The sequence below is a fragment of the Nocardia spongicola genome, assembly GCF_047200775.1.
GTDB lineage: Bacteria > Actinomycetota > Actinomycetes > Mycobacteriales > Mycobacteriaceae > Nocardia.
Genome location: NZ_JBJZOO010000028.1, coordinates 1 through 23,430 on the forward strand (window position 1 = coordinate 1; position 23,430 = coordinate 23,430).

Annotated in this window: 25 protein-coding genes and 1 tRNA gene; 12 read left to right on the plus strand and 14 right to left on the minus strand. The window is 65.1% G+C overall.

Going from position 1 to position 23,430, the window contains the following annotated elements:
* On the plus strand, nt 1-621 hold a 621-nt coding region (locus ACL02S_RS23555), incomplete at its 5' end, for an IPT/TIG domain-containing protein (RefSeq protein ID WP_412804681.1).
* Nucleotides 622-758: 137 nt separating this feature from the next.
* Here ACL02S_RS23555 and ACL02S_RS23560 read toward each other — a convergent pair.
* The 6 genes from ACL02S_RS23560 to crcB (ACL02S_RS23585) form a co-directional block, all read right to left on the minus strand.
* Nucleotides 759-1,334, minus strand: coding sequence for a TerD family protein (locus ACL02S_RS23560; RefSeq protein WP_412804682.1), 576 nt, complete (start codon nt 1,332-1,334; stop codon nt 759-761).
* Nucleotides 1,335-1,394: 60 nt separating this feature from the next.
* A complete protein-coding gene (locus ACL02S_RS23565; RefSeq protein WP_412804683.1) occupies nt 1,395-1,904 on the minus strand; it encodes a hypothetical protein in 510 nt (169 codons plus the stop codon).
* Between the two features lie 154 nt (nt 1,905-2,058).
* Nucleotides 2,059-2,805, minus strand: coding sequence for a class I SAM-dependent methyltransferase (locus tag ACL02S_RS23570; RefSeq protein WP_412804684.1), 747 nt, complete (start codon nt 2,803-2,805; stop codon nt 2,059-2,061).
* A gap of 248 nt (nt 2,806-3,053) precedes the next feature.
* Nucleotides 3,054-3,419, minus strand: coding sequence for a fluoride efflux transporter CrcB (crcB, locus tag ACL02S_RS23575; RefSeq protein WP_412804685.1), 366 nt, complete (start codon nt 3,417-3,419; stop codon nt 3,054-3,056).
* Complete coding sequence (locus tag ACL02S_RS23580; RefSeq protein WP_412804686.1) at nt 3,419-3,766, minus strand: DUF190 domain-containing protein; 348 nt, start codon at nt 3,764-3,766, stop codon at nt 3,419-3,421. Before ACL02S_RS23580 ends, crcB (ACL02S_RS23575) begins: the two co-directional genes overlap by 1 nt.
* Nucleotides 3,763-4,233: a fluoride efflux transporter CrcB gene (gene crcB / locus ACL02S_RS23585; protein ID WP_412804687.1), complete on the minus strand. Its 471-nt coding sequence runs from the start codon at nt 4,231-4,233 to the stop codon at nt 3,763-3,765. The genes ACL02S_RS23580 and crcB (ACL02S_RS23585) overlap by 4 nt, the downstream gene beginning before the upstream one ends.
* A 260-nt stretch (nt 4,234-4,493) precedes the next feature.
* Between crcB (ACL02S_RS23585) and ACL02S_RS23590 the strand changes: the two genes are divergently transcribed.
* The gene (locus ACL02S_RS23590; RefSeq protein ID WP_412804688.1) at nt 4,494-5,180 is read left to right on the plus strand and encodes a class I SAM-dependent methyltransferase; all 687 of its coding nucleotides are present in this window, start codon (nt 4,494-4,496) and stop codon (nt 5,178-5,180) included.
* Between the two features lie 54 nt (nt 5,181-5,234).
* Here ACL02S_RS23590 and ACL02S_RS23595 read toward each other — a convergent pair whose 3' ends face one another.
* Nucleotides 5,235-6,140: a cation diffusion facilitator family transporter gene (locus ACL02S_RS23595; protein WP_412804689.1), complete on the minus strand. Its 906-nt coding sequence runs from the start codon at nt 6,138-6,140 to the stop codon at nt 5,235-5,237.
* Nucleotides 6,141-6,260: 120 nt separating this feature from the next.
* Nucleotides 6,261-7,148: an alpha/beta fold hydrolase gene (locus ACL02S_RS23600; RefSeq protein WP_412804690.1), complete on the minus strand. Its 888-nt coding sequence runs from the start codon at nt 7,146-7,148 to the stop codon at nt 6,261-6,263.
* A gap of 242 nt (nt 7,149-7,390) precedes the next feature.
* On the opposite strand from ACL02S_RS23600, the gene mraY reads away from it, so the two are divergent.
* Together mraY and ACL02S_RS23610 are read left to right on the plus strand one after the other, a co-directional pair.
* Entirely contained in the window at nt 7,391-8,467 is a 1,077-nt protein-coding gene (gene mraY / locus ACL02S_RS23605) for a phospho-N-acetylmuramoyl-pentapeptide-transferase (RefSeq protein WP_412804691.1), read from the plus strand.
* Nucleotides 8,468-8,776: 309 nt separating this feature from the next.
* Nucleotides 8,777-9,784, plus strand: a complete 1,008-nt coding sequence (locus ACL02S_RS23610) for an NADP-dependent oxidoreductase (RefSeq protein WP_412804692.1) — start codon at nt 8,777-8,779, stop codon at nt 9,782-9,784.
* Nucleotides 9,785-9,808: 24 nt separating this feature from the next.
* Here the strand turns inward: ACL02S_RS23610 and ACL02S_RS23615 are convergent, their stop codons facing one another.
* The 5 genes from ACL02S_RS23615 to ACL02S_RS23635 form a co-directional block, all read right to left on the minus strand.
* Nucleotides 9,809-11,149 (minus strand): MATE family efflux transporter, encoded by a 1,341-nt coding sequence (locus tag ACL02S_RS23615; RefSeq protein ID WP_412804703.1) that lies wholly within the window; start codon nt 11,147-11,149, stop codon nt 9,809-9,811.
* A gap of 73 nt (nt 11,150-11,222) precedes the next feature.
* On the minus strand, nt 11,223-12,254 hold the full coding sequence (locus ACL02S_RS23620) for a PLP-dependent cysteine synthase family protein (protein ID WP_412804693.1): 1,032 nt from the start codon (nt 12,252-12,254) through the stop codon (nt 11,223-11,225).
* Between the two features lie 46 nt (nt 12,255-12,300).
* Nucleotides 12,301-13,875: an alanine racemase gene (locus ACL02S_RS23625; RefSeq protein ID WP_412804694.1), complete on the minus strand. Its 1,575-nt coding sequence runs from the start codon at nt 13,873-13,875 to the stop codon at nt 12,301-12,303.
* Nucleotides 13,866-14,870, minus strand: a complete 1,005-nt coding sequence (locus ACL02S_RS23630) for an ornithine cyclodeaminase family protein (RefSeq protein ID WP_412804704.1) — start codon at nt 14,868-14,870, stop codon at nt 13,866-13,868. Before ACL02S_RS23630 ends, ACL02S_RS23625 begins: the two co-directional genes overlap by 10 nt.
* Complete coding sequence (locus ACL02S_RS23635; RefSeq protein WP_412804695.1) at nt 14,842-15,765, minus strand: TauD/TfdA family dioxygenase; 924 nt, start codon at nt 15,763-15,765, stop codon at nt 14,842-14,844. The genes ACL02S_RS23630 and ACL02S_RS23635 overlap by 29 nt, the downstream gene beginning before the upstream one ends.
* Before the next feature lie 33 nt (nt 15,766-15,798).
* Between ACL02S_RS23635 and ACL02S_RS23640 the strand changes: the two genes are divergently transcribed.
* The 6 genes from ACL02S_RS23640 (at nt 15,799) to ACL02S_RS23665 (ending at nt 20,651) form a co-directional block, all read left to right on the plus strand.
* Nucleotides 15,799-16,173 (plus strand): hypothetical protein, encoded by a 375-nt coding sequence (locus tag ACL02S_RS23640; protein WP_412804696.1) that lies wholly within the window; start codon nt 15,799-15,801, stop codon nt 16,171-16,173.
* Nucleotides 16,174-16,310: 137 nt separating this feature from the next.
* Nucleotides 16,311-17,024 carry a lytic transglycosylase domain-containing protein gene (locus tag ACL02S_RS23645; RefSeq protein WP_412804705.1) on the plus strand — a complete coding sequence of 238 codons (714 nt, stop codon included), beginning with the start codon at nt 16,311-16,313 and terminating at the stop codon, nt 17,022-17,024.
* A 114-nt stretch (nt 17,025-17,138) separates the two neighbouring features.
* On the plus strand, nt 17,139-18,425 hold the full coding sequence (gene eno, locus ACL02S_RS23650; RefSeq protein ID WP_412804697.1) for a phosphopyruvate hydratase: 1,287 nt from the start codon (nt 17,139-17,141) through the stop codon (nt 18,423-18,425).
* Between the two features lie 144 nt (nt 18,426-18,569).
* Nucleotides 18,570-19,175 (plus strand): FtsB family cell division protein, encoded by a 606-nt coding sequence (locus ACL02S_RS23655; RefSeq protein WP_412804698.1) that lies wholly within the window; start codon nt 18,570-18,572, stop codon nt 19,173-19,175.
* A complete protein-coding gene (locus tag ACL02S_RS23660; RefSeq protein ID WP_412804699.1) occupies nt 19,172-19,711 on the plus strand; it encodes a DUF501 domain-containing protein in 540 nt (179 codons plus the stop codon). The genes ACL02S_RS23655 and ACL02S_RS23660 overlap by 4 nt, the downstream gene beginning before the upstream one ends.
* A complete protein-coding gene (locus tag ACL02S_RS23665) occupies nt 19,704-20,651 on the plus strand; it encodes a Ppx/GppA phosphatase family protein (RefSeq protein WP_412804700.1) in 948 nt (315 codons plus the stop codon). Before ACL02S_RS23660 ends, ACL02S_RS23665 begins: the two co-directional genes overlap by 8 nt.
* Before the next feature lie 19 nt (nt 20,652-20,670).
* On the opposite strand, the gene ACL02S_RS23670 is transcribed toward ACL02S_RS23665, so the two are convergent.
* Entirely contained in the window at nt 20,671-21,165 is a 495-nt protein-coding gene (locus ACL02S_RS23670) for an SRPBCC family protein (protein WP_412804701.1), read from the minus strand.
* Between the two features lie 320 nt (nt 21,166-21,485).
* Here ACL02S_RS23670 and ACL02S_RS23675 point away from each other — a divergent pair, with 320 nt between their 5' ends.
* Both ACL02S_RS23675 and ACL02S_RS23680 read left to right on the plus strand, forming a co-directional pair.
* Complete coding sequence (locus ACL02S_RS23675) at nt 21,486-22,988, plus strand: amino acid permease (protein WP_412804702.1); 1,503 nt, start codon at nt 21,486-21,488, stop codon at nt 22,986-22,988.
* 88 nt (nt 22,989-23,076) lie between these two features.
* Nucleotides 23,077-23,150, plus strand: a tRNA-Leu gene (locus ACL02S_RS23680).
* Nucleotides 23,151-23,430 lie beyond the last annotated feature (280 nt).

Below are 23,430 nucleotides of genomic sequence, written 5' to 3' on the forward strand. Positions count from 1 at the left end.
CTGTCGTTCACGGTGGACTCGAATACCCAGATCACCGCTACCGTTCCTGCGGGGACCGGCACGGTGGGGGTCACGGTGACTACTCCGGGTGGCGTCAGCAACAGTGTGGTCTACGCGTATGGTGCCTCACCTGTACTCACGTCGGTCAACCCGAGTAAAGGGTCCGCCTCCGGCGGCAACCAGGTCAATCTGAACGGCGCAGGACTCACCGGTGCCACCGCCGTGTTCTTCGGCGGGACCCCGGCGACATCCTTCACCGTCCAGAACGACGGTCGGATCAGGGCTACGGTGCCCGCGGGGACAGGTAGCGTGAATGTCACGGCCACCACCCCGGCCGGTACCAGCAACAGTGTTATCTACTCCTACGGGGGTGCACCGGCACTGGAGTTGCTCAGCCCGAATTCCGGTTCCACGGTCGGCGGCAATACCGTCACGCTCACCGGCAACGATTTCATGGGCGCCACCACTGTGCTCTTCGGTGCGACCCCGGCGACGTCCTTCACCGTCGACTCCAACACGCGGATCACCGCTGTGGCGCCTTCGGGTTCCCTCGGCCCGGTCGGTGTCACCGTCACCACCGGGGACGGCACCAGCAATGCGATCACCTACACCTACATCTGACCCCTGGTGACGACGAACTCGGCCATCGGCATACCCCAAATGCCTGTGGCCGAGTTTCGCCGCTTGGTCCTTTCGCTCGATGCCCTGCGGGACATTCGAGTGAAAGGACCAAGCGGCGGTGGTGGAATCCGGTGTGATCAGACGTTGACGCCGTAATCGCGGGCGATCCCCGCGAGCCCGGACGCATAGCCCTGGCCGATGGCGCGGAATTTCCATTCGTTGTTGTGCCGGTACAGCTCGCCGAAGATCATGGCTGTTTCGGTGGACGCGTCTTCGGTGAGGTCGTAGCGGGCCAATTCCGTACCGGTATTGGCGTCGACCACGCGGATGAAGGCGTTGCGGATCTGGCCGAACGACTGTCCGCGCGCATCGGCGTCGTGGATGGACACCGGGAAGAAGATGTTCGTGATGTTCGGCGGGGTGGCTGCGAGGTCGACGTTGATGACCTCGTCATCGCCTTCGCCCGCACCGGTGAGATTGTCGCCGGTGTGCTCGATGGATCCCTCGGGGGAATGGAGATTGTTGTAGAAGACGAAGTGCTTATCGGACAGCACTTTCAGATTCGGCCCGCATGCCAGCGCACTGGCGTCGAGATCGTAGTCGGCGCCGGTGGTGGTCCGCACATCCCAGCCCAGACCCACCGCTATCTTGGTGAGGTTCGCCGCCTGCTTGGACAGCGAAACATTGCCGCCTTTGGCCAAAGTGACGCTCATGATCCCCTTCCACGCGACACGGTTGTGCCGCTTCCTTTCCTAACTATCCGGAAGCTCTTACTATCCGGAAACATCGACTTGCTTCATGTCATGGTCCGCTACCCAGGACTGCAGTGTGCGCACCCGGTCCCGCAGCGCGCGCAGCTCACTTTCGTCGTCGAGCACCGTACGCTGAATACCGCATACGACCGCGAAGGCCGACTGACGGTGATCATCGATCGTGTCGGCGTCGATACGAACAGCGACATAGTCTTCAGCGCCTGGCATCTGCTCAGCGACCACGTGCGCGGTTCCACGCGCGCACATCGCCACATCGCCACCACCGAGAATCAGCAGCGCCACCTCGGGGCGGGCCTGTAGCCGCGCCAGTGAGCCACGGTCGGATTTCAGGCTGATCAGTATCTGCCGATCACCGGCCCGCACCGGCCAGGACACCGGAATCGCGTGTGGCGCCGGATCGGTGGTCACCAGCACGCCGATGGTCTCCAGAGGCCATTCGGGAAGCGCTTCCAGCTCGGGATGATCGGTTGAGTTGTATCGATATCGGGCGGGTTCTGTTCCGGCTGACATCTGCGGCACCTCGTGGATCGTCGCGCGTGGCGGGCTGTCCACGCTGCTCCTAGCAGTCTAAGACGCTGTGCCACTTGTGCGCTGGCACTATTCTCCGGTGCACTGCCGAAGTGCTCTCGATGTACTGCCGTTGTGCCCTGTTGCGGTACCGCGCTCAGGTGACACCGTCGATCAGTATCATCATCGGAGCGTTCATGAAGTCGGCCCAGTAATCGCTGTTGTCGCCACCCTGTGCGCCGGGAGCGAGCTCGGGCAGATGGATAGCGACATCGTGAAAGCCCGCGTTCCGGAGTGCTTCCGCATACGCGCTGGGGGGTAGATAGTAATTCTCTATCTTCAGTTCGGAGTCGCCGAGGTCCAGTGTCCATAGTATGGGGGCACCCTCGTAGACGTGGTCGGCCAGCGTCATAGCGAATCCGTATTTCCGATAATCCGGGGCCGGATCGAAGAAATACACGTCGGGATTCGTCGTAAGAGTTACGAAGCGGCCACCGGGGCGCAGCCTGCACGCCAGCCCCCGGCATATCCGTGCCAGTTCCGTGCGTTCTCGCACGTTGGCCAGCAACCAGGCCGATACCGCCAGGTCGAAATCTTGCTGTGGCACGATCGCCCCGGCATCGCCGATGCGGTATTCGATGCCGAGCGGATCGGCTGCCTCGTGTGCGCGGGCCAGTTCGATCATCCGGTGGGAGATGTCGATGCCGACTACCTCCGCCGCCCCCGCACGCCGGAGCAAGCGGGTGAAATATCCTTCACCACAAGCGATATCGATGACCTTCTTACCGCTCGGATCGCCGATCAGTTTCATCAGCGAATAGGTTTCTATCTGCGATCGCCAAGGCTGCTCTTTGGCTCGTCGGTATTGTTCGGCAACGAGGTTCTCGTCGTAATCGGTGCTCATCCCGGTCCCCTTCGCCGATCCTCTCCTGCGGCTGTGCTGCGCTCGGCTACGGTTTCCGCGCGCTCAGGTAGGTGGACACCATCACCATGACTGCGATGGTGATGGCGATGAGGACAGCGGCAGTCGGCCAATCCATGATCAATCCTTTCGCTCGGCATCACACATCCCCATAGTGTCCAGGTGTCACCTGCCGAAGGAAGGGCCGGAAGTCACGGTGAAAGGATGGTGTATGGGCCGGGTACCCGTGGTCAGGTCCAGATGGCGTCGGCGAGGGTAGTGCCGATGTAGTAGGCGCCGAGGCCGGCGCCGATGGTGGCGATGAGGTTGGCCGCGGCACTGAATCGAGCACCGGTGCCCGCGAGCCGCAGGGTTTCGTAACTGAAGGTGCTGTAGCTGGTGAGCGCTCCGCACAGGCCGGTACCGATGAGTAGACGCAGGGCGCTGTCGGTGGACACCGCGCCGGTGAGCACGCCGAGGAGGAAGCTGCCGGTGAGGTTGACGGTGAAGGTGCCCCAAGGGAAGACGGAGTCGTGGCGGGCTTGTACGGCGCGATCGGTGAGATAGCGTATCGGCGCGCCGATCATGGCGCCGATGATGACGAACAGCCAGCTCATCACTGCTCACCCTGCCTGCCGAGATAGCGGATCACTTCGACCTCGTCGAGGATGACCAGACCTTCGGTGACGAGTTCGTCGAGTTGCGGCAGGAAGGCACGGATGCGATCGGCGGCATCGACGATGACGACGGCGATGGGCAGGTCCTCGCTGAGCGACAGCAGCCGGGTGGTGTGGATGCGGGAGGAGGCACCGAATCCCTCGATACCGCGTAAGACGCTCGCTCCGGCGAGGCCTGCGCGGTTGGCGCGGTGCACGATCTCGCTGTACAGGGGTTTACGCCGCCAGGTGTCGCTTTCGCCGATGAACACCGTCAGGCGTAGTGCGGGTCCGGTGAGCCGAGTCAAGGTGTCCTCCGGAGGAGCAGGCGGCGAGTGCAGGCGGCGGTTGTCCAGGTGGCGGTCAGCGCGAGTACCGGGGTCGCGACGAGATAGGCCGAGGCTGTCACGGTGTGGCCGCTGTCGATGAGTTGGTCGATATCGGCGGCGTAGCTGGAGAAGGTGGTGTAACCACCGAGAACGCCGGTGCCGAGGAATGGGCGCAGCAACTGGTGTCCGGTCCGGATATCGGTGATCAGCACCATGATGACGCCCATAAGCGCGCAGCCGGTGATATTGACCGTCAGCGTCGACCATGGGAACGCTTCACCGTGGGTGGGCCAGGCGAGCGTGGCGGCGTAGCGTGCGGTGGCGCCGAGCGCACCGCCGAGGGCGACAGCCGCGACGACAGGTGTCTGCTCGCGCCATGGATTCGGGCGCGGTCGCACCGCGAACGGATCAGGCGCGCTGGTAACTCCCTGCTCGGGTATGGGCAAGGCACCCTCCTACTCATCCGCTCCCGCTCGGTGGGGCAGGTCGTGGCGTCGAGTAGGGACCGTTGGCGGCCGGTGCCGCGGTTCGGGTATGGCGGGCCCCACCGCCGGGCGACCCGGCCAGGGAAACCGGTCACCGATGGACCAGCATACGGCATCCCACCTCGGTCGAACGGAGTCGAGGGGCGGGTGCCCGGTCTGTTGATCTGCCCCCACCGGTGCGTGGTATCGACAGCGGCCACCTGGATTGATAGATGTTGGGTATGACAAATCCTTCCTCTGCAGAGAAGTTCGAATCCGCCTATCGTGGTGAGGATGTCGATATGGGGCTCGGCAACCGGCCGCCGTGGAGTATCGGCGAACCGCAGCCGGAGATCGCCGCGCTGATCGAGGCGGGCAAGTTCCACGGCGATGTCCTCGACGCGGGCTGCGGTGAGGCCGCGGTATCGCTCTATCTGGCCGAGCGGGGTTTCACGACCGTCGGTCTGGATCAATCGCCCACCGCGATCGAACTCGCTCGAGCGGAGGCCGCCAGACGCGGCTTGGACAACGCCAGTTTCGAGGTTGCCGATATCAGTGCGTTCACTGGCTACGACGGCCGTTTCGGCACCATCGTCGACAGCACCCTGTTCCATGCGATGCCGGTCGAACTGCGGCAGGGCTATCAGGAATCGATTGTGCGTGCCGCGGCACCGGGCGCGTCTTATTTCGTGCTGGTGTTCGACCGGGCCACTGTGCCGGTAGGCCAGGCCAACCCGGTTTCGGCCGAGGAATTACGCGAGGTGGTCGGTGCGTACTGGGCGATCGATGAGATCCGGTCGGCCCGCATCCACGCCTACGATCCCGATGATCTCCCGGCTCTCCGCGAGTTTCTCGGCACCGATATCCGGGACGAGGGCAACGGTCGCAAGTCCATACCGGCCTGGCTGCTGTCGGCACATCTGGCCTGAAGTCGGTGCGGGTCATGGCCGCGGGCGGGCTGTCGTATTCGACCGGAGCCGTGGTTACCAGCCCAGTTCGTGGCAGCCGGTGTGATCTGTCGACTCCACCTGGATGGTGGCGTGGGCCAGATCGTAGTCGTCGCGCAGCTTGCTCGCGGTCTCGGCCAGGATGGTGGGGGCGTCGTGCCCGTCGGCGATGACAAGGTGGGTGGTGGCGACGTTCATGCCGGAGGTAAGGGTCCAGATGTGCAGGTCGTGGATCGAGACCACGCCCTCGATGCCGGTGAGGTCGGATTCGATCGCGGCCAGATCCATCCCTTCCGGGACATGCTGTCCGAGGACGGCGAGAACCTGGCGGCCGAGCATGAGTGCGCGAACGACGACGAAGGCGCCGATCGCGAGCGCGAGCACGGTGTCCCACAACGGGTTTCCGGTGGTCAGCACAAGCCAGCCCGCCACGACCACCCCGACGGATCCGGCGGTATCGGCGACCACTTCGAGGTAAGCGCCCTTGACGTTCAGGCTTTCGGTGGCGCCTGAGCGGAGCAGGAACAGTGCGGCGATATTGACCGCAAGTCCGAGCGCGCCGACGATCAGCATCGGCCCGGTCTGGATCTCGGGTTCGCTGCCGATGCGTCCGAGCGCGCTGATCACGATGTAGGTGGATACGCCGAGCATGGTCAGCACCGCGAACCCGGAGGCGAAGACCTCGGCACGGTAGGAACCGTAGGTGCGTCGACCCGTGGTGTCCTTACGGGTCGCGATGCTGGTCGCGGCCAGCGCCGCGGCCAACGTCACGACATCGGCGGCCATATGTCCGGCATCGGAGATGAGGGCGAGCGAGCCGGACAGTAGCCCGAAGACGAGTTCGACGACGAAGAACGTGGCGATGAGTACGAACGCCAGCGCCAGCCTGCTGCGATGCCGTCCTCCGGCGTGCCCGCTCCCGTGACTGTGTCCGTGCCCCATCAGGCCACTCCTTCCCGCGGTTGAATCACAAACACCACCATACATATGCGAATGTGCATATGAATACTGGCCGGTATGCCTATGGGTGTCTGTTGGTCGTTTGGGGCAGAGGTTCGGAAGTCAGCTCAGGAAATCGAGTATCGCGCGGTTGAACTCGTCGGGGTTCTGCAGCATGCCGAAGTGGCTGACGTCGGGAAGGATGCAGAGTTTCGCGTGCGGGATGATCCGGGCCAGATACTCGGTATGAGCCCGCGTGATCACCTCGTCGTATTCGCCGTCGGCGATGGTGGTCGGCACGGTGATGGCGTGTAGTTGTGCGGCGGTGTAGTCGGGCTGGGTATCCCACATCCGTCTGATCTGCGCGAGGAAGCTGTCGAATTGGTCCGGTGTGGGGGAGAGCGCCTGGTATTCGGTGCGGGTGCGGGCAATGTAGCGGGCGAAGGTCGGATTGTCGTCCCCGTGCGGGATCATCCCGGAAGGATCGGCATCGGCGCCGTAGGTGAAGAGCTTGCCGAGTCGTTCCGGGTGATTGATGGCGATATCGAGGCCGATGACGCCACCGTCGCTCCAGCCGATGAGGTCCACTTTCGGCAGTGCGAGGTAGTCGAGCAGCGCGAGAACGTCGGCGGCCATGAGCTGGTAGCTGTATGGCTCGGAGTCGCGGGTGCTGCGCCCATGGCCGCGGCTGTCCGCGACGACGACCCGATAGCCGGCCCGTACCAGCGCGGGGATCTGGTAATTCCAGTATTCGGAACTGGCCAATCCGCCGTGCAGCAGCACAACGGGTGGTCCCTGGCCGTACTCCGCGTAATACATGCGGATGTCGCCGATGGGTGCGTATCCGCTCTGGGCGGGTGCCGATGCCGGTCCCAACGGCGGAAGTGTCCGCCACACCTCGTCGGTGGAATCCGATCGGTCGGAACAGCCTTGAATCGCGCCGCAGACGACCAATAACACGGCTGCGGTGATGGTCGCCAGCCGTGCGCGTCCTGACCGGAAACGGTCCATTCCGTTACTGTGCACCACCTCGATGGCCGTGTCGACAGTCTCGTACGCGCATGTCGGCCGCGTACTCGGAGACGCTCGACAGCAATCCCGCCGCGATATTCGTATCCGGCTGCGCCGAATGTGGGCCGTGACAGCGCATATGCGCCGGTGCCGTGTTTGGCTAGCATATGACCGGCACGCCCGTAGCCGTGCGCGGGCCGGAACAGGCTGGAATTAGCGCGGCAACAGAGAGAGGGGGGCGGATGAGGCAGATCCTGTTGTCGGCGATGATCGCGTTGGCGGTCTCTATCATGTTGACACCGTTGCTCATCAAGCTTTTCGCCAGGAGAAATCTCGGTCAGGAGATCCGTGTCGAGGGCCCGCGAAGTCATCAGGCCAAGCGCGGTACCCCGACCATGGGCGGTATCGCGATTCTGATCGGTATCTGGGCCGGGTATCTCGGTGCACACCTGATCGGCGTCCGCGATGGCACTCCGGGCATATCCGCTTCCGGACTGCTGGTCCTCGGGTTGGCCACCGCATTGGGCGTGGTCGGATTCCTCGACGACTTCATCAAGCTGCGCAGGCGCCGCAACCTCGGATTGACCTCGACAGGGAAGTATCTCGGCCAGTTCGCTGCCGCGATCGTATTCGGCATTCTGGTCCTGCGGTTTCCGGACAGTACCGGTCTCACTCCGGCCAGCAGGCACCTGTCCGATGTCCGCGATATCGTCATGCTCTCGGTTCCGCTGGTCGTCTTCGTACTCGTCGTCTGCTTCCTCGTGGTGTCGTGGTCCAATGCGGTGAATATCACCGATGGTCTCGATGGGTTGGCAGCGGGCTCGATGGGTTTCGCGCTCGGCGCCTACACCATCATCACCTTCTGGCAATACACCAACGCGTGCGTTACCACCCCCGTCGCTGGTTGCTACACCGTTCGAGACCCGCTGGACCTGGCCTTGGTCTGCGCCGCGGGGGTGGGCGCGTGTACCGGTTTCCTGTGGTGGAACGCCGCACCGGCCAAGATCATCATGGGGGATACCGGGTCGCTGGCATTGGGTGGGTTGCTGGCCGGGCTGTCGATCACCACGCGCACCGAGCTGCTGATGGTTGTGGTCGGCGCGCTGTTCTTCGCCGAGATCCTCTCGGTCCTGCTGCAGATCATCGTATTCCGCACTACTCGGCACCGACTGTTCAAGATGGCGCCGTTCCACCATCACTTCGAACTCGGCGGATGGGCGGAGACCACCGTGGTCATCCGATTCTGGTTGCTGGCCGGGATCTCCGCGGCCGCTGGGCTCATGGTGTTCTACGGCGAGTACCTCACCGCTGTCGAATAGTCCCGGCTGCCGCCGACGACGGCCAGGTCTTCGACAACCGCTGTACGACAGCTTGCTCGGCCTTGTCGGTGATCGGCCGAGATGAGCCGGAAACCGGCAATCAGGTGATCTCGGGCCGGACTTCCCGGCCTGGAGATGGAGCCGGTAGCGGTGGTGACGTCGTGGCGAGGGTCGCCGGCGCGCCTGCGTTACTGTGGCCACTGAGGAATAGAAGACGGGATCCCGGCTTGCCCAGCAGTACCCACACCGCCTTGCTCATGATCCGCAGTTGCCGGTGGGAATGGTGCGGGCCGGCCAACAGGAGGTGCTATGTCCGCGATGAACCGTCAGATCCTGCTGGCGGCGCGCCCTGAGGGGGCCATCGAACCCGATACCTGGGAGCACCGCTCCGTGCCTGTCGAGAAACCTGGACCAGGCAGTTTCGTGGGCCGGACACGCGTCATTTCACTGGACCCGGCTATGCGCGGCTGGCTGGACGACCGCCCTTCCTATCTGCCGCCTGTGCGGATCGGCGAGGTGATGCGGGCGGCTTCCGTTGTCGAGGTCATCGATTCCGAGCACCCCGATTTCCGGCCAGGTGATCATGTCGTCGGCGTTTTCGGCGCCCAGGAGTACGTGATCTCCGATGGGGCGGGTGCCACGAAGGTCGACACGTCGCTCGCCTCGCCGTCGACGTATCTCGGTGCTCTCGGTATCCCTGGTATGACGGCGTACTTCGGTCTCCTGGATGTCGGTGCGTTGCAGGACGGGGAGACTGTCGTAGTCTCCGGTGCGGCAGGTGCGGTCGGGACCATGGTCGGTCAGATCGCGAAGGTGAAAGGTTGCCGTGTGGTGGGGATCGCGGGCGGCCCGGACAAATGCGCGCTGCTCACCGACGAACTCGGTTTCGACGCGGCGATCGACTATCGGGCCGACGATGTCGAGCAGGCGTTGCGCACGCTGGCCCCGAACGGCATCGATGTCTACTTCGACAATGTCGGTGGGGACATCCTGGACGCGGCACTCCGGCGTCTCGCCATGCGTGCCCGTGTGGTGATCTGCGGTGCGATCAGTCAGTACAACGATCCGACGCGGGTCAAGGGCCCGTCGAACTACATGTCGCTGCTGGTGCGGCGCGCGCGGATGGAAGGCTTCGTGGTCTTCGACTACGCCGATCGCTACGCGCAGGCCGCCGAGGAGATCGCGGGCTGGATCGGCGCGGGCCGGATCAAGATCAAAGAACATGTGGTCGAGGGCAGCGTGGACGATTTCCCGGATACCTTGCAGATGTTGTTCCGTGGTGAGAACGTCGGCAAGCTCGTGCTCCAGCTGGTTTAACGGCTCGGTCGGGACCGGTATCGCTCAGCACCCAGAGCTGAGCGATACCGGAAGCATGTGTGGCCGCTCGCGCTCTTGTTCGGCGAGCAGGGTGAAGTAGCGGCGGAGCATGAGCACGGCGGTGGTGGCCAGGCCCGCGGTCAGTCCTAACCAGACACCCGCGGCGCCGAATCCGGCGGGGAAGGCGAGCAGCAAGGCCGCGGGGATACCGATACCCCAGTAGCCGAAGAGTGAGAGCCGGAAGGCTGCTCGGGTCGCCTTCAATCCGCGTAGCAGACCGGTGCCGATGTTCTGGGCGGCGTCGAAGAATTGCAGCACGATCCCGATCAGCAGCAGGGTGTGCGCGATCCGGAGGGCTTCGCTATCGGGGGAGTCGAGGAAGAGAAGCAGCACCGCGTCGGGCGCGAGCACATACACCGCGCCGGTCACCGCCGTGATCACCGCGGCGTACCGCAGTGCGAGCCGGGCCAGTGCGCGGGCGTGTGCGTATTCTTCGCGGGCGACGGTGTGGCTGACCAGAATGGACGCACCGTGCGATAGTCCGATCGCGACCTGGAACACGATGTAGGTGATCTGGTAGACGACATTGTGCGCGGCCAGTGCCTCGGGCCCGATGCTGCCCATCGCCAGGGCGAGCACCGAGAACATTCCCGCTTCGGAACCGTAGGTGAGCGCGATCGGCGCGCCCAGTTTCAGTTCCGCCCTTACCGTCGCCGTTCGTACCGGTAGCGGCTTCAGTGGCAGGGTGCGGCCGAGCTGGTCATCGCACCGGACCATCGTCGAGAGCACGCCGAAGGTGATCAGGAATACCAGGGAGGTCGCGACGCCGATGCCGGTGAGACCAAGGGCGGGCAGCCCGGCCGCGCCGTGGATGAAGCCGAGGGCAAGCAGCAGATTCAGCACCACCGAGCCGAGCGTCACCAGCAGTAGGGCCTGCGGGCGCCGCATGCCGACGGTGTACTGCCGCAGCACCTGGAACCACAGACAGGGCAGCAGGCCGGGTGCGAGCGCCAGCAGCAGCGGACGGGCGTCGGTGAGCACCTCCGGATCCTGACCGAGCCATGGCAGTACCCAGCCGAGCCCGGCCAGCGCCGCGCCGCCGAGGAATCCGGCGATCGTGGCGATCAGGAAGCTCGACCGCAGTAGGTCTCGGATCTGGCGATCCGGTGCTTCGCCGCGCTTATCCGCGGCACTCACCGCGGTGGCGATCTGGTTGCCGCTCGCGGTGATCAATCCGACGCACATGGTGCGGATCTGATTGAACAGCACAAGCGCAAGGCCGCCCGCGGCCACCTGCCGCATGCCGAGCGTGCCCATCAGCGCGATATTGGTGGTGGATACCGCGATCTGCGCCAGCTGGGTCATCGCGATCGGAGTCGCCAGCGCGGTCAGCTGCCGTCCGTCGCCGAGGGAGCTCGACAGCTTCACCGGCGCCGACTCATCGCGCCGCCACAAGGCTGTGTCTTGCGACGGGTGTGTAGCGCCGCAGCAGGTCGAGTACTTCGCTTTCGGCGTCGGGGTCGAGCAGGTCCCGGTCGTTCATCCACTCCTCGTCGAAGACGGTGTCCAGATACTTTTCCCCACCGTCGCACACAATGGTGACCACGGTGGAGCCGGGCGGGAAATCCGCAAGCCGGGTGAGCGCGGCATGCACCGAACCACCCGCGGACCCGCCGAGCAGCAGGCCGAGTTCGCCCGCTACCGCGCGGGCGGTCGCGAACGCCGCCACATCGGAAACCTGCACGCCCTCGTCGAGCAGGGCATAGTCCACCGCGCTGCCGATGGTGGCGCCAGGAGGGGTGCCGGTGCCCGACTGCCAGTACGGACCGCCAGGACCGCCGAAGGCGATCGATCCCACCGGTTCGACACCGATCACATAGGGCACGCAGCCGAGCTGGCGTAACCGGGTCGCGGTGCCGAACAGCGAACCGCCGGTGCCGACCGCCGACAACAGGATGTCGACCCGAGCCACGTCCGCGAGTAATTCCTCGGCCACCGCGTAATAGCCGACCGGATTGGCGGCATTGTTGTGCTGTTCGGTGAAGTAGGCGTCCTCACGTTCGGCGGCCATCGCCGCGGCCAGATCTTCCCGCGCCGAGGTGGCGGGCTCGGCATCGCCTTCACCCGCCACATACACCAGTTCGGTGCCAAGCGCGCGCATCGCGCGCAGTTTGTCTTTACAGGCGTGGTGATCGACTACCGCGGTGAAGCGATACCCGCGCTCGGCGGCGACCACCGCGAGACCGAGCCCGGTATTGCCGGAGGTGGATTCGATGATGTGCCCGCCACTGCGCAGCGCACCGCGCCGTTCGGCATCGAGCACCATCGCGCGGGCCATCCTGATCTTGGCCGCTCCGGTCGGGTTGAACTGCTCGAGTTTGAGCAGTAGCCGGGTGCCCGTCGCGGTGGCCGCGAGCTCGAACAGCGGTGTGCGGCCGATCAGATCCGTCACACGCGTGACGAGCGGCATCGATATCTCCTTGTTCGGGTCGGGGAATCCGGATCGGGGAGGTGGATCAGTGCCCGTCGCGGGTCCAGCGGAAGCGGCCGCCGGGTGCGTCGTACAGCACCACTTTCGGCGGGATGGGCAGTTCGTGAAAGGCGGACTCGTTCGAATCCATTTGATATCCGGCGGTATTCGGATAGATCAGCAGATCGCCGATGTCCGCGGGGCGGGGCAGTGGCACGCGCCGCCAGCTGAGCATATCGGAATCCAGGCAGGTGGCCGCGCCGATGCTGGTCGGGGTCGGCGTACCTTGGCGCGCGGGCCACAACAGCGGATCGGGTAGATACTCGCTGCCGAACCACTGTTCGGAGAGACTCAGGCTGGTGCCGTCGACGGTCAGCAACCGGTAAGGCTCGCCGTGCGCGTGTCTGGTCTTGCCGCCCTGGACCCGGAAGACGGTGCAGCCCGCGTGTGCGAGCAGAGCGCGTCCCGGTTCGATCGCGAGCCGGATGGCATTGTCGCGCAACCGCAGGGCCAGATCCGCATGATCGAGGATCTGGGTGAGCATGGCCGGGCCTGGCACCGGAAAGTGGTAGGGATAGTAGGAATCGAAGGATTTCCCGGAATGGAACCAGTCCCGGCTGGCGCGCTCGGCGAATTCCGCCGCCGCGGCGGCCGGAACATAGTCGACGCCGAATCCGCCGCCGATCGAAACGGTGGTGGCCGGATGCCCCAGCGTCCGCGCGTGCAGGCAGCGGGCGATCAGCTCACCCGCGAACTCCGCGCGTGCCACCGCGTCGTAGCCGGACAGATGAAAACTGAAGCCCTCCAGCCGGATCGTCGCGCGGTCACCGAGCACGCGCAACGCGGTGGCGATTTCGGCGCCCGTCATACCGAACCGGCTCGCCGAGGCGGTGGGCAGGACCCGGATCAGCACACGCGCCTGCGTAGCCGGGGCGGCCAGTGCCGCGAGCCGATCGAGTTCGCCGAGGTCGTCCACCGCGATCAGGGCACCGTGCCGGGCGGCCAACCAGAGCAGATCGTCCGATTTGGCCGGACCGGTCACCATGAGTTCGTCCCCGCGGATGCCCTGTGCCAGCGCGGCGGTCGCTTCGCCGATACTCGCGACGTCCATACCAGCACCGTGCTCGGCGCACGCCCGCGCGATACACGCGGCCTTGTTCGCCTTCTTGCCGTAGTAGATCGTGCCCCGCACGCCTGCCCGTTCGAAGGCGCTGTGGAAAGCACGGATGTTATGTGCCACCCGCGGCGGATACATCACATGAAACGGCCCGCCGACGGCGAAAGCGAGCTCACCGAGCAGAGCCGGATCATCGAACAGGCGGTGTTCCCACGGGTCCAGGTGCGCGGGCATCGGTGTCGCGGTGATCGAGTCGCCGGTGCCATGTCCAGCACCCGTATTGCTGTGGCCGGTGCCTGTGCTGGGACGGGAGCGGACCGGGCTGCGCGGCGCTGATGTTTCGCTGTCCGTGCCGGACCTGGTTCCCGTGCGGGGGCTCGCGTGTTTCTTTCCTGCTGTGGTGAGGCTGCGCTCCGGCTCAGCAAGTGCCTCTACCTGAGCTGATCCGGTGGCGAAAGCTCGGTGCTCCGATCCGGCGGTACGGCCGCCGCGCGTCAATCCCATAGCGATACCTCCGTGCCACGTCCCTCCGCGATGGCCTGTTCGGCCAGGGCGTGGGCCACCGCGATATCAGTGAGCACCAGCCCGCTGTTGTAGGCGAAGACACGTTCGTCGTCCGAACGCCGCGCGAGCGCGCGCCGGTGCAGAATGTGCGGTAGTTCGGTGTCCACCGCGCGCAAGACGCCGTCGGGGCCTGCCATATCGGTGCCGGTAAGCGCCATCTGTTCGGCGCTGGTCGCGATGACGCGATCGGCGCGGATCAAGGTTGACGGTGCGAGCCCGTAGCCGACCAGCACCGCGACCGAACCGGGGGCAAGATCCTCCGCTTCGAGCGCGACCTCGGTGCCTGGGCCCGCGGTGGCCAGCACGACATCCGCGGCCGCGGCTCGGGGATCGGTCACGGTCTCCAGTACCGCGTGCGGGTAATGCTCGGCGAGTTGGCGATGCACGGCTTCCAACCCCTCGGGATGCGTTCCGTAGACCATCAGGGTGCGTAGCTGTGGGTTCGCGGCGAGTAGGTGCGGCAGGGCGTTGCGGCCCTGGGTTCCGGTGCCGATCAGCAGCACGCTTTCCGCATCGCGGCGGAGGGTTTCGCGCACCAGCAGTGCGGAGACCGCCGGGGTGCGCAGCGCGCCGACTCTGGCGCAGTCCATCAGTGCGATCGGCGCACCTGTGGTGTCGTCGTAGAGCGTGATAGTGGTGAAATAGCGTTTCGTGCTGCGGTCATGGGCTGGATCGAATTTGTAGGAGGTTTTCATCGCCACCACACGTCTGCGTCCGTCGCGGCCGAGCATGGCATAGGCGACCGACCAGCCATCCGGATGCGCGACGCTCAGCTTGCGTGGGTTATCCGAATCCCCTGCCGCCAAAGCCAGATACGCGTCTTCCACCGCGCGTACGACAGCTGCGGGTGCGATGGGGACATCGGCCAGATCACGTCGGCTCAATACCCGTAGCGGGGTGCTCCGGTCACGAGTGCTCAACGGGTCCTCGATCATTCGGTACCGCATCTCGTTCTAGAATGCGCTCGACCGGCGGAGTGCCCGCCGCGGCGAACGGGGCGACGATGTGTTGCCCATATCCATTCTCGGCGGATTCCGCGGTGCGGCGGTGCCGTTCCGGAATTCGGATGTTCACTCGTTTGAGCCATCGATCGGCGCCGTCGTACCGCGCGGTGAACGGTACTCGGCCGTGTACCGCGATATCGTTGTCCACCAGCAGTATTTCGCCAGGGGCCAGCGCGGCGGTCACGCTTACCCGGCCGAGTTCCACGGTGAGCTGCCGATAGGCCGCGCGGAATTCGGGTTCCGCGTCCGCGAGCGGGGTATATGCCGGGTCGTATCGAATTGTCTGCTGATCGACGCCGGACATACTCCACAATGTGGGAACGGGTATCGCCGAATGTTTCTCGGGACTGGTGTCATAAGAGATATCCGGCAGGATCGGCAGGACCGGGGTGCTGAGCAGTTCCTGGTGTGCTGCGGCGAGCGCGACGCGGCGCACCGATGACACCGTCGTGCCGACCAGATCCGGATTACGCAGGCAGCCGAGCAGCAGCAGATGTGCCCGCCGTGGATGGAAGGCGTCCTCGGTATGCGGGCTGAGCAGCGCCGTGCTGCTGGCACCGGACTGCTCGTGCTCGTGTCCGGCCACCGGAACGATGTTGTTGACCAGCCGTCCCCCCTGTTGCCCCTGCCAGCCGAACGGTTCCCCCACGCTGCGGGCGAGCAGCAGCATGAGGAGGTCGAATTCGAACGAGCGCATACGCGCCACCGGATCGCCGCCATATCGAGCGGCGGCGTACCAGCTCGGCGGAGTAGGGCCGAATTCTTTGTCCACGAAGGGAATACCGCTGACTATCGCTGCTCCCGCGGTGGTGGCCGGCGGTCGCATAGCGTGGCGCACCTCGTCGGGGATCCGGGAGGTATGAGTATCGATCTGTTCGATCAACGCCGGATCCGTGAGTGTGTGTGCGACGTCGGGCCGGTCGGCGAGCGTGGTGGAAAGCGTGGCGGCTATCTCTCCGGCGAGCTCGCGTACCGCACGGCCCGCCGCCGCGGAGAGCTCGCGCTGTTCGAGATTATGCGGGTGAAGCGTCTTACGGTTGGAAAGCACGCTTTTCACCGAGTTTTCCCTTCTTCGCAGCGGTTCGAAAGCAAGGGTGGCGATTCGATTCGCGAAGGTATCCGTTCTGTGTTGGTAAAACAAGGCTTACCTAAGCGAGTCGGCGAAAATTATGTTCCACGGCGCCTGTTGCGCGATAACGGGCGTTCTGTTCCGGCCGAGCGCCGGACTGCGTGAGCGTAGATCGATTCGCCGTTGTCCTGACCGCAGGTGCTCACCTGGTGGCGCGTGGTAAGAAAATTCACCGGTGCGGCCAGTTGTTTCATGGCGAAGGCGAATTGCTGTTCAGCCGGCATCTGGATGATGGAGGGGTGCTGCAGAAGATTGTCGTTTCGGCCACCGTCGTCGTGCTCCTCGGACTCGTTGGGTGCGGGATCGAGCGCCCACCGATCCCGGAGGGGATTCCTCCGGGCCCGGGTACCCCGGTTCCCGCCATCGATCTGGATGCCCCCGGCCGCACCGCTGTTCAGTTGCGTGACTGGGCGGATGGACAGGCCGATCGGCTGGGTATCCCGCCGATCGCGTTGGAGGCCTACGGTTATGCGGCGGCGGTGATGGCCAGGGCCCGTCCCGGCTGCGGGGTCGCGTGGACCACCATCGCCGGTATCGCCAGTGTGGAGAGCAGGCATGGCACCCACCGCGGTGCGGTGGTCGGCGCAGATGGTTCGGTGTACCCGCCGATCGTCGGCATCCCATTGGACGGTTCGCCAGGGGTGGCGTTGATCGTGGACACCGACGGTGGCGCACTCGACGGTGATCCGGTGCACGACCGCGCGGTCGGCCCGCTGCAGTTCATTCCGGAAACCTGGGCGCGCTGGGGTGTCGACGCCAATGGAGATGGGGTGGTCGATCCGCAGAGCATCGATGACGCCGCGCTCACCGCGGCGCGCTACCTCTGCGTCAGCGGTGGTGATCTCACTTCCGCGCAGGGCTGGCAGCGTGCGGTGCTCACCTACAACCAGTCGAACAGCTATCTGCGCACTGTGCGTGACCGGGCCGCGGGCTACAGCATCGGACGCGCGGTGTGATCTATCGCTCTCCGGAGTGCCGGTTACTCGCCACGCCGTAAGGGCGATAGGCTCGCAACGCACGGTCATCCCCGTGAGACCCACCGTGTCAGCAGCCGAAGGAGTGTCGTTTTCGTGGCCATCATCGAACAGGTCGGAGCTCGCGAGATCCTGGATTCGCGCGGTAACCCCACCGTCGAGGTCGAGATCGCTCTCGACGACGGCACCCTGACCAGGGCGGCGGTGCCTTCCGGCGCGTCCACCGGAGAGCACGAGGCCGTCGAACTGCGCGACGGTGGTGAGCGCTACGGGGGCAAGGGTGTGCGCAAGGCTGTCGAAGGCGTGCTCGATGAGATCGCCCCAGCTGTCATCGGCTTGGACGCGGTCGAGCAGCGTGGCGTCGACCAGGTGCTGCTGGATCTGGACGGTACCCCGGACAAGTCCCGGCTCGGCGCCAACGCCCTGCTCGGTGTGTCGCTGGCTGTGGCACGGGCGGCGGCGGAGTCCTCCGGCCTCGAACTGTTCCGTTATCTCGGTGGCCCGAACGCGCACGTACTTCCGGTGCCGATGATGAACATTCTCAATGGTGGTGCGCACGCCGATACCGGTGTCGATGTCCAGGAGTTCATGGTCGCCCCGATCGGCGCACCGACCTTCAAGGAGTCGCTGCGCTGGGGGGCGGAGGTGTACCACGCGCTCAAGTCGGTGCTGAAGTCCAAGGGGCTGTCCACCGGCCTCGGTGACGAGGGCGGTTTCGCGCCGGATGTGGCCGGCACCAAGGAGGCGCTCGACCTGATCAGCTCGGCCATCGCCAAGACCGGTCTTAAGCTCGGCACCGATATCGCGCTCGCGCTCGACGTCGCGGCCACCGAGTTCTACACCTCGGGGAGCGGCTACACGTTCGAGGGCGCCGTCCGTTCGGCCGAGGAGATGACGCAGTTCTACGCCGAACTGCTCACCGGCTACCCGCTGGTGTCCATCGAGGATCCGCTCTCGGAGGACGATTGGGATGGCTGGGTGACCTTGACCGATCAGATCGGCGATCGGGTCCAGCTCGTCGGCGACGACCTGTTCGTCACCAATCCGGAGCGCTTGGAAGAGGGCATCGTCAAGGGCGCGGCCAATGCGCTGCTGGTGAAGGTCAACCAGATCGGTACGCTCACCGAGACATTGGACGCGGTGGAGCTGGCGCATCGCAACGGATACAAGACGATGATGTCGCACCGCTCCGGCGAGACCGAGGACACCACTATCGCCGATCTGGCCGTCGCGGTGGGTAGTGGGCAGATCAAGACCGGCGCTCCGGCGCGCAGCGAGCGGGTCGCCAAGTACAACCAGTTGCTGCGCATCGAGGACGCGCTCGGTGATTCGGCACGCTACGCCGGTGAAGTCGCCTTTCCCCGTTACGTGTTCGACGAGTGATATCCGTGCCTGTCGCGTACTGCGCGCAGTACGCGACAGGCGCACCGCGGAGTGGATACGGTGTGAACGATGGGCCTGGAGGCGATACGCGTGACCACGCAGGGCCCTGGGAACACCGTGGACCGGATACCGTAGAGGCGTGATATGACGGAGCGACGTGGGCGTGGGACCAGTCCGGCCGGACGCGGCGACCGCCACACCTCGCGGGCCGCGCGGACCAGGCCGACCGATCCAACGGCCAAGCGTGGCCGCAGGCGGCAGGAGAACACGGAGAAGAAGCCGGGTGCGCGTACCTCCGCGTCGCGTTCTGTCGCTGATCGGCACGACCACACTATTCTCGTATCACCCACCGGTAGGGCGGTGATCTTGGCGCTGGTTGTGTGCGCGCTCGCGCTCACCCTCTCGGTGCCGATGCGCACATACTTCACCCAGCGTGCCGAGGCAGCCCGCCTGGTGCAGCAGCGGGAAGAGCTGGAGGAGGATCTGACCCGGTTGCGTGATCGTCGTGCGCAGCAACAGGATCCGGCGTATATCCGTACCGAGGCGCGGGACCGGCTCCGCTTGGTCATGCCCGGCGAGACGCCCTATATCGTGCAGGTACCCGGTATCGAGGCGCCCGCACTGCCTCCGGCGCCGACCGAAGCCAGGCAACCAGAGCCCTGGTATACCGAATTGTGGCGCAGCATCTCCGAGCCGCAGCCGACCTCGGCTGCGCAGCCGCCACCGCAAGAACCGGAAGGACCGAGGTGACCGCACCGACCGACCAGGATCTCGCGATCATCGCCGAGCAGTTGGGCCGCGCCCCGCGCGGCGTGCTCGCCATCGCCTACCGCACGCCGGACGGGCTGCCCGCCGTGGTGAAGACCGCGCCGCGGCTGCCGGACGGTACCCCCTTCCCCACGCTCTACTATCTGACCGACCCCCGCCTCACCGCGGAGGCGAGCAGACAGGAATCCGCGGGGGTGATGCGCGCGATGACCGAACGGTTGGACACCGATTCCGAGCTGGCCGCGGCGTATCGCGCCGCGCACGAGAGTTATCTGGCCGAGCGCGATGCCATCGAGTCGCTCGGCACCGATTTCACCGGCGGTGGGATGCCGGAACGGGTCAAATGCCTGCACGTTCTGATCGCGCACGCTCTGGCCAAGGGGCCGGGGGTGAATCCACTCGGCGACGAAGCGGTGGCGCTGGCCGCCGAGCACGGTCTGCGTGGCACCGCGATTCCCGCCGACTGGCCGACCTATCAGCCCGCGGGCACCGAGAGACTGGAACATAACGATGACTGACCGGGTAGCCGCCGTTGACTGCGGCACCAACTCCATTCGCCTGCTGATCGCCGATGTGCGCGCGGACGGCAGGCTGACCGATGTGCATCGTGAGATGCGCATCGTCCGGTTGGGCCAAGGGGTCGACGCGACCGGTTCGCTCGCGCCGCAGGCGATCGAACGTACCCGCGTGGCGCTGGCCGCCTATGTCGCGCGGATGCGGGAAGCAGGGGTCGGCCGGGTACGGATGGTAGCCACTTCCGCTATCAGGGACGCGGCCAACCGGGACGAGTTCTTCGCCATGGCGCGCGCCGAACTCGGTGCCGTGGTCACGGGCGCGGAAGCCGAGATGATCAGCGGTGACGAGGAGGCGCGGCTGTCGTTCGCCGGTGCGATCGGCGAGCTGTCCGGCACCGCGGGCCCCTTCGTGGTGGTGGACCTGGGCGGTGGGTCGACCGAGCTGGTGTTCGGCGACAGTACTGGGGTGCGGTCCGCGTTCTCCGCCGATATCGGCTGTGTCCGGATCACCGAGCGCTGCCTTGTGGACAACCCGCCGACCGCCGAGCAGGTCGCCGCCGCGCGTGCCTTCGCCGCCGAACGGCTGGCCGAGGCATTCACGCACGTCCCAGTGGACGGGGTACGTACCTGGGTCGGTGTGGCAGGCACGATGACCACGCTCGCGGCAGTAGCGCTCGAACTCCCCGAATACGATTCGGCAAAGGTCCATCTCACCAGGCTCGGCTTCGACCGGTTACACGAGGTCTGCGATCAGCTGATCGCCATGGATCACGACCGGCGCGCGGCTCTCGGCCCGATACACTCCGGTCGGGTCGATGTGATCGGCGGCGGTGCGGTGATCACCGAGGTGCTCGCCGAGGAACTGTCTCGTCGTGCGGGAATTTCCGAGCTGGTGGTCAGCGAACACGACATCCTCGACGGTATCGCTTTGTCGATCGCCTGACCGGTTTCCGCGAAGGCGCTCAGGCGCGTGGGCCGTCGCTCCGGTCCGGATCCTTTTCGGTGTGTGCGGTGCCAGTGCGCTCTCTGCCGATCGTGAGTGCGGCGAGCCTGGACAGCGATTCCTGGTTACGGGGCGCCAGGAGCAGTCCTTGGATTATCCGGGGTAGCGCTATTCCTGGTCCTCGGGTCAGGTGCTCGTACATGCGGATGTGGGTTTCCCCCGGCCTTGTCTCCCAGAGTCCGATACGGATCAATGCCGAGCCGAGCGGCTTGACCGTTGCCTCCAATTCGAGCCGGTACGGCGGTATCGCCAGGATCACTTCGGCGGTGTCCTTCACCGTGAACGGCCATGCCCCGATGCTGTAGTGTATCCGGGAGCCTGTCGCGGGCCAGGTTTCGTCCACGGCACGGACGTGTGTGACGCCGACCAGCCAGGAGGAGTACAGCCATCCATCGGAGAGGACGGCGAAGATCTGCTCCGGTGCCGCGCGCACGGTGATCGCCACGTGAACCATCAGCACACAGCTTTCTGGATAGGTCTGCCGTGCTGGTCAATCAGACGGATGCCGAGTGTCCCATCATAAGGGAAGCAAACCCTCCGCGTCCCGGTCTTCCTATCCACCCGATTAGCATCAGAATCCCGGTGTCGGGTACTTTGACCCGGTTCTATGCTCCAGGGCACGGATATGTCTCTTCGGTATAACGGGACTGTTGTGGTGTGTGCCTGCTGATCTTCGCGTGACCGCGCTATAGATCAGCAATTCCATAGCGGATGCACATTGTGGTGTCGACTGGCGCGGAACAGAGGCACAACAGCACGAATGAAGGAGAGCGCGTGACGAACCCCAGTTCACAAGCCGATAAGGCTGGTGATGCCTCGTCGCGCTTGGGCGGTTTCTTCCGCACCAAGACCATCGAGCAGTCGATCCGCGATACCGACGAGCCCGATTCGAAACTGCGTAAGGACCTGACCGCCTGGGACCTCACCATCTTCGGTGTCGCCGTCGTGGTCGGCGCGGGTATCTTCACACTCACCGCAAGGACCGCGGGCGATATCTCGGGTCCTTCGATCTCGCTCGCCTTCGTCTTCGCCGCGATCGCCTGCGGATTGACCGCGCTCTGCTACGCAGAGTTCGCCTCGACCGTTCCTGTGGCTGGTAGCGCGTACACCTACTCGTACGCCACGTTCGGCGAGCTGGCCGCGTGGATCATCGGCTGGGACCTGATCCTGGAGTTCGCGCTCGCGGTATCGGTGGTGGCCAAGGGTTGGTCACAATATCTCGGTGAACTGCTCGGTACCGGGCCGATCACGCTGTTCGGCTCGGTGACCTTCGACTGGGGCGCGGTGGTGCTCATCGCGGTGCTCGGCGTGCTGCTCGCGACCGGTACCAAGGTGTCCTCGCGGGTGTCGGCGGTGGCGGTGGCCATCAAGCTCGGCGTGATCGCGTTGGTGATCGTCGTCGGCCTCACCTACTTCAAGTCCTCGAACCTCTCCCCGTACATCCCGCCGTCCGAGCCGGGCGAGCGGGGGCAGGGCCTGGAGCAGTCGCTGTTCTCCTATCTGACCGGTGCCGGGAACAGCACCTACGGTTGGTATGGCCTGCTCGCCGCTGCCAGCCTGGTGTTCTTCGCGTTCATCGGTTTCGACGTTGTCGCGACGGCGGCGGAAGAGACCAAGAATCCGCAGCGTGCGTTGCCGCGCGGCATCCTGGGCTCGCTGCTCATCGTCACCGTCCTGTATGTGGCGGTGTCGCTCGTATTGACCGGTATGGTGCACTACAGCGAGCTGGCCGGTAAAGACGCCACATTGGCGACGGCTTTCGCGATCCACGGAGACACCTGGGTGAAGAACATCATCTCGATCGGTGCTCTCGCCGGACTCACCACAGTGGTGATGGTGCTGTACCTCGGGCAGACCCGCGTGCTGTTCGCGATGGCGCGCGACGGCCTGCTACCGCGCAAGCTCGCGCATACCGGTAAGCACGGCACGCCGGTCCGGATCACCGCACTCGTCGGCGTGGTGTGCGCGGTGCTGGCTGGCTTCGTCGATTTCGGTGCGCTGGAGGCGATGGTCAATATCGGGACACTGTTCGCGTTCGTGATGGTCGCGGTCGGTGTACTGATCCTGCGCCGTACTCGCCCCGATTTGCCGCGTGGATTCCGTGTTCCGTTCGTTCCGCTGCTTCCCATCCTCGCTGTGCTGTCTTGCCTGTGGTTGATGCTGAACCTGTCGGTGGAGACCTGGCTGCGGTTCCTGGTGTGGATGGCGATCGGGGTCACCGTCTATTTCGCTTACTCCCGGCGTAACTCCATGCTCAGGAAGACCTCGGCCACGTAGCTGGACACGTCCGGTACGGCGGATCGGACCTTGGCGCTCTGCACCGGGATTTCCAGTAGATTCGCACGATTCGGTAAGCTGTCCCGGCGCCCCTATAGCCCAATTGGCAGAGGCAGCGGACTTAAAATCCGCCAAGTGTCGGTTCGAGTCCGACTGGGGGCACCTGGGAAAGCGGGTAGATCATTCCTGTCGGCGCCGTGGTCGGCGACGCCGATCTACCGACTCGGTCGGACCATCGGGTGTCGAGCGCGGTGGGTTGATCGGTTATCTGTGTCGGGACAGTGTGCGCTGACTCTTCTCGAAGAGCTGGCCTTCCGTTTCTGCCGGTTCTCTTACCGGACGCTGACAGTTCCTTCGCTGGGGGTACTGGCCTCCGAGGTGTCTGGTTCTTCCTGGGGGGTGTCGTCGGCAGCTTGTGTGGTGGGTTGGCTGGTTGTTGTGT